Genomic DNA, 5,964 nt, shown 5'->3' with positions numbered 1-5,964 from the left:
GGAACACCGGCGGATTGTTATTGGACCGGGGTAAGATCACGATAGCCGGCCGATCTCATAAGAATAGCCCCACTCCTGAGATTGGGAATTCAGAATTTTTTTACGCGGGCAGTAGTCTGGGGGCTACGACTTCCAATGCTGAGCTGATCATTAGAAATTTCGAGCTGTATGAATTTGCGGATAACTTGGTGATGCGCGCGGAGCAGGGAGGAGATTTTTGGATTTTTGGCAATGGTGCCGATACGAGCCGTTTTGTGATCTCGGATGGGATGAGTCTCACCGTTGAAGACACTAATTCTTCGGCTACTTTTAAAGACTTTGCGATTTACGAAGTAGATGTGCCTATATCTGCCTCAAATACTGGCTCGGTTTTCAGCGGAAATAGCCGAACAGGCATCAATTTTCAGGGGTTGGGAGTGACGCAGGACGCCGCTACTAATAATATATTTAACAAGCCGATCTCTGCTTCTGGACTTTCAACTATCAGTATTGGCGGGTCTCTGGGAGGGTTTACCATCCAAGCTACGGTCTCTGCGTTTGATGCAGGAATGATAGATTTTGGAACCGACGGTTATCGGGACCCAATCGATGCGATTATTTTTGAAAAAGATATCTCTGCTGTTTCCACCGTGTCCAGCCGCGCGGGCAAGATCTTTATCTACGGTTCTGAAACCTTTAGAAATTCGATACAATTCCAAGGAGAGGTTATTTCTGCCTCTGGGCCAAATGCGGCAGTTCAGTTCAAAAATGCAGATACTTTTGAATTACTACCAGGCAGTTCTTTGACTGCAATTGAAGGGGGGAAATACAATTCATTGTTTCCAATAACGATACCTTCCGCGATGTGTCCAGTTTCACATTGAACGGCTCGGTGGACTTATTCGAAGTGACTGCATCTCAAGGCACCTTCGTGAGGGTGGGATTCCAGAGCCAGGGTTATCATACCGTGACGGTCGGAGACCAAGCGGTAGCAAGTCTGTTAATTGACCAGGGTGGAAAACTTTTTTTCTGGGGGGATCGTCGGCTCGGCTCGTCATTTAATTTGCCCAGTGGTGAGATAGGAGCGATGAGTCCGTTCTCATCGCTACAAGTTAGAGATTTTGAGGATGCGACGCTGAGTCTTGATAATCCGTTAAGAGCTGAAAATGGCGGCGAAGTTGTCTACGAGGGCATAGAAACACTCGAGAGTGAGTTGAGGCTGACACCTACTGCTGTGATTGTCGCCGATGGATCAAACTCTTCGATAAAATTCTTCGACTACGGCGTATTCGATGTGGGCGCACCGATTACTGTAACCGACGACGCTAGCATATCATTTCGGGGCATTAACAGCCTGAGTATGGACCCGCTTGTGCCTCTGGAGCGCAATATTTTTAGAGAGACTTTGTCGGCCTTTTCCGGGGGTACGATCACTATCGACCGGATGGGTGGCTTCAGCGTTTTGGAGGATGTAGTTGCCGACGGAGGTACTATCAATCTTGGCAATTATACCGACGGCACACAAGCCGGGGGCGTTCGGCTGGGGGGGGATCTTCAGGCCCTTAATGACGGTAGGATCAAAGTAACGGGTACAAACAATTCAAATGCTCCGTTCTTTACTTTCGATGGTGAACGGATTGAGGCCTCCAGCGGTGGAGAAATAGACTTCCTCGGTATCGATGCCCTGGCCCTTTCGAGCGATCAGCTGGTTGCGGCAGCGGATGGAGGTAAGGTCGGTTTTTCAGCAGACCCCGATGACGTGGGTGCGGACTCCTTTTTGACGACACTCACCTTGGATAATGCGGTCTCGCTGAGTGTTGGCGGCGAGATCCGATTTGGCGCCACGCTGAATAGTTCGACTAAAGGTTACCGTCGGATTTTTCTAGGTGAGCAAACGAGCCATGCTTTAGTAAACACCGCGGGCGGACAGCTCTATTTTCGAGGTGACGGGGATAGAAGCATGCTCGTGTTTCCTGAGGCGGTTAGCGCGCCGATTGACCTGAAGCACTCAGATGCGCGGTTGAGGATCGAAATGTTTGAGGATTTGGAATTTACAAATTTGATCCCGATCAACGTCGGAGCCGGTGCCGATCTGGACTTGTGGGGCTCTAAGACAGAGAACAGCTCTCTGCGATTTGACCCTACATCTACATCGACGCTGGCGGGCAGCGGAAGCCTACTGGACATAAAAGACTTTCATGACGTGATCTTCGACGGCGATGTTGCTCTATCCAACGCTGCTTCAGCTTCACTCAAAGGACGGGGGGTAACGAATGGATCGAGCCTTTCGTTGGGTGCATCGTCTGCGGTGAGCTCGACCGGAGTGTCATCGGCCTTTGAAAGCACGAATTTTACAACCACATCAGGGTTGGGCAGCTTTTCTGTGTCCAACGGAGGTCGCGTTAACTTAGAGGACGGCAACTTCGATTTTGCAGGTTCGATTAGCGTAGATGGGGACGGGTCGCGTTTCCGTGTCAATAAGGCCAATTCATTGTCTTTGGCCAATAGTGTTTTCACAATTACCGACCAAGGCGAAATTATCTTCCGTGGCACTGGGAATAGCGCCTCGCAGATGGAGCTTCTCGGGTCTTCCGAGACGGTGATCGGCGGGGGGAGTAGATTGACGATTGAGCAATTCGGAACGGTGTCACTGACCGGTGGGTTTCGCAGCATAGAAGGGAGTCTGATCTTTGTAGTTGGGCTGGGCTCCGGCTCTTTAAACTCGGATCTTTCAATCCCTGGAAGCTTGGTTTCCGAAGGGACGAATAGTCAAATTACGATTGAGGATTGGAAGCGCGTGGTAATACCCGAAACCGCTACAGTATCTGCGGATGGAACAGGTTCATCAGTGACGTTTAAACGGATCGAAGGTATGACGTTGGACCTGCAAGAGCTTTCTGTAGATGATGGCGGAGAAATTTCTTTCATTGGTAATAGTCGGAGCGGTTCTTTTCTAGCGATAGATTCTGATGTAGAGGCTAGAGGGGCAGGCGGAATATTTTTCCAATCCTTCGACACCGTGTCAGTAAATGCGAACGTGCGCGCCCAGGGGGATGCTTTAATTAATTTCCAAGGATCGTCTGTTTTCGGTGGTCAGAGTATTGTCACGAATAGCAATGGTAGTTTTACCGTGGCTGATAATGGTATTTTATCGTTCGAACCAAACAAGCGCGATAGCAATTTGGACGCACAATCCCTATCGTCCTCGGTAGCTGGACAGCCCATACGTTTTTTCAGTGAAGTGGATGCCCAAGGCAATGGTGGGGGCGTATTCCACCTTCTCTCCGAAGTCCGATCTAACGGTAGCACTGGGTCCCATATTAACCTCAATGTGGATTCGGATATCTACATGACTGGTGCCCAGGGGAAGATTTTGGTGCGCGGTGGACTCGATCTGCGAGGCAACACCGTTACCGCAGATGGCTTCACCAATGAGATCGATGTGAATCAATCGAGTGCCGGCTCAAATACTGTCGGTGGGACTCTACGGGCGCTCAATGGAGCGGGTATTCTGATCGGAGACAGTGACAGATTTTCGGATATGTCGTTGGTCTGGGATGACGATTCATTTCTCCAAGTTTTTGGGTATCTTGATTTTAATATACCCGGGATAACACCAGGCGACGTTAGCCTGGGACTGCTGCCCGAGCAAAACCATGGGACGATCTTCGTGGAGCAGAGTGCAGTCATCGAGTTCGACGATGTGGACAATTGGGGTCTAGCAAGAGATGGTAATATCTTCATGCGTGCGTCGCAATCGTTTCTTCGAGCCGTTGATGCGGAAGAAGATGAGGCGCAAAAGAGCTGGTTTAATGTGGACCAAAATATAGTCGGACAGGGGATTATTCAGAACATCACTGCTAATGAAGTGGATGGAGTAATCGAGTCGGACATCGATTTGCTCAGTATCCGCCGTGATGGAATCGCCGAAACTATTTTTAATAACGCAGGTCAGTTAGTCGCCTCAGGAATAGGATACCTGGATATACAGCGATCTGGGTCTGGGCAAGCAGCGTTCACAGGGCTCATAAACTCCGGAGAAATACGGACCTCATCGCTCGACACCCAAAACCGCGGGGTCATGCTCCCACGGGACGTGCAGCAGGTGCCTGGTGGCTTTGCGCGGGCCGTGGGAACGGGCGTTGTTTGGGATCTTGATCTCCAAAATGGTACCATTGTCGGCGGAGAAGTTTCTGCGGAAGAGGGTGCAGTCATCATCCTCGGAGGGCGTGATTTCGAGTCGCTGATCCTTCGCTCTTCAGCTGCTGTGGACGGCTCCGGGGGGTATTTTGAAGGCGTCGCCATCGACGACGAAGATGTGACGTTCACTTCCTTGAGCCGATTATCGGGAGTCCGACTCGAGCAAGGCCGTATACAATTGACTGGAGAGCAGGACACTTTCCTTGCTGATTTTGCCGACTCCGAAGCCTTGACTATCGGAGTTGGAGGTCAGTTCGATTTCATCGGAAGTAGTAGTGCTAATATCTTTGGCATCGGCTCATTGGGAAAAGCCGATGCAGCTACCCTACGTATCAACGGAGGGGTGTTCCGGGGAACGAATAGCACAGTCTCGACGGATGCGATTACATCACCCTACATCGGTGCTCGCCTGGCCGGCGATACCGGCCTCTTGGATATATCCAACCCGAACCTGAGAGCTTCATCTGACTCACGCCTAAGCTTCGGACAAGAAGTCACTTTAAGCCCAGGAATGATCACCCGGATGCTCGCATTTGCTCCGAGAGAAAGGGCGATCCTCGAAGGAGGAGCGGCTGGGTCGAGTGGCATCGCATCGCAGCTAGGGGGATCACTGGTGCTCGATTTCGACAGCGGATACAACCCCTTTCTAGATGGTGTCAACTCGCGACTCACGCTCTTTGAAGATCCTAACGGTGTGACTGGAAACTGGTCTAACTTGATCAACGGATCTATCTTTTCTGCCAACATCCCGCTGCTAGGTGTCGACCGCGCATTTGATTTCCGAGTGGTTCAAGACGCCACCAGTGTGGCCCTGGAAATAGAGGTAAATCGCATCTACCTAGACAACAATGGATCTGCCGACTCATTCGGCGATTGGAGCGCTAACACGCCGAGTTGGTCTAGGTTGTCCTTCTCCTCACCCGCAAATTGGACTTACACCCCCTTTGCAGACGTCCAAACCTTTACCTGGAACGACTTTAATGGAGGGATTGATGTCGATGCAGTGATCGTAGCTAGTTCTCAGCAGAATAATGCTACGATCTTTTTACAACCTACCGATGTCGCCAACGCGCAGATAGAATTTATTGGGAAAGAATTAATAGTCGAAGGAGTCAGCGGCGGGACGCTCGCGCTTGAGCGAGGTAGGATCGATTTCGACGGAGGCGGCATCAACATTGAGGAGGCAGCGCAGACGCTCGACTACATCGATGGTGAGCTCTCTGGAAGTCTTTACAAATCCGGGCCAGGCACCCTCAGACTGGGCGGGACTGTCTTTACTCGCCCCATAAGAATGGGGGCCCAAGTGGAGGTGCGCGATGGCACCCTTCAGTTCTCGAAGATCCAAAATGAAGCAGGCGTCAACCTAGACCTTAGTGGCGCCAATTCCCGCGTCGTCCTAGACAGTAGCGGCACCTTCATATTCGACACCCTCAGCGGTGTGGCAGGGAGCCAAATTCAAGCGCTCAACGGCCACAGCGCAGACTTCCGCGTGCGCCCCACTGCCGCCGCCAACTCCAGCAGCTATTCCGGCCTCCTAAGAGACGGCAGCGGCACTCTAAGCCTTGAAATCAACTCCCTCGATAACAGCACTGCCCGCTTCACCATGGACCAAAGTGGGTCGGATTTCTCCGGCGAAACACGCATCACTCGTGGTACGCTGGCGCTCGAAAACAACTTTGTCCTTTCTCCCAACTCCAGACTTAATATCACTAGCAACGGCATTGTCGAAGCCGATGGCAACCAACGCGTGGCAGGGCTGACCGGTGCAGGACGCTACAGTGGATC

Annotated in this window: 2 protein-coding genes; both read left to right on the top strand. The window is 51.4% G+C overall.

Annotation, left to right across the window (positions count from 1 at the left end; genetic code table 11):
• Nucleotides 1-863 (top strand): hypothetical protein (locus tag HRU10_14800; protein ID NRA28501.1); only part of this gene is annotated, 863 nt, incomplete at its 5' end.
• Nucleotides 845-5,964 (top strand): hypothetical protein (locus HRU10_14795; protein NRA28500.1); only part of this gene is annotated, 5,120 nt, incomplete at its 3' end. The genes HRU10_14800 and HRU10_14795, both read left to right, overlap by 19 nt.

The sequence above is a fragment of the Opitutales bacterium genome (assembly GCA_013215165.1).
Taxonomy (GTDB): domain Bacteria; phylum Verrucomicrobiota; class Verrucomicrobiia; order Opitutales; family JABSRG01; genus JABSRG01.
Note: the sequence above shows the minus strand (reverse complement) of the source record. Positions and strands in the feature narration are given on the sequence as shown.